This window comes from Ventosimonas gracilis, from assembly GCF_001580025.1.
Lineage (GTDB): Bacteria > Pseudomonadota > Gammaproteobacteria > Pseudomonadales > Pseudomonadaceae > Ventosimonas > Ventosimonas gracilis.
Map to the genome: position 1 here is coordinate 1 of NZ_LSZO01000010.1, position 399 is coordinate 399.

Genomic DNA, 399 nt, shown 5'->3' on the forward strand with positions numbered 1-399 from the left:
AGGCAAAGCCCGGCATGAGTGTTCTTGCAGCGGCGGCCTTCCCCGCGAAGGCTTTAAATAGTTCGGCAGGGTTGGGGTGGGTTTCGACCAGCGCCTGCACGACTAAATCAAGCACTGCTAGCTGCCCTTTTTCCAGTGCGCGTAGCTCCTTTGGCTTAAAGGTGCTGGTGCTGCTTTCGGGGCTTTCGGTGCTCTTATCATTTTCCATTTTTCGTTTCCTTGTTTTGCTGGTTTGTGGAAATTCCAGCCTAACACGGGGAAACGATTTTTATTTGCGCACGGTCAGGGCTTTAATCCAAAGGCAATTTGGCCTGCAATGGCCCTCGGTGTTCGTGAACGCGGGTAATGATGTGGCGAAGCTTCAGGCCGTTATCGGTCAAGCTATGGATGCGCTGCAAG

General features: G+C 52.9%; 1 protein-coding gene. It reads right to left on the minus strand.

Annotation, left to right across the window (positions count from 1 at the left end; genetic code table 11):
* Positions 1-208 (minus strand): hypothetical protein (locus AXE65_RS00725; RefSeq protein ID WP_153015349.1); only part of this gene is annotated, 208 nt, incomplete at its 3' end.
* Between the last annotated feature and the right edge of the window lie 191 nt (positions 209-399).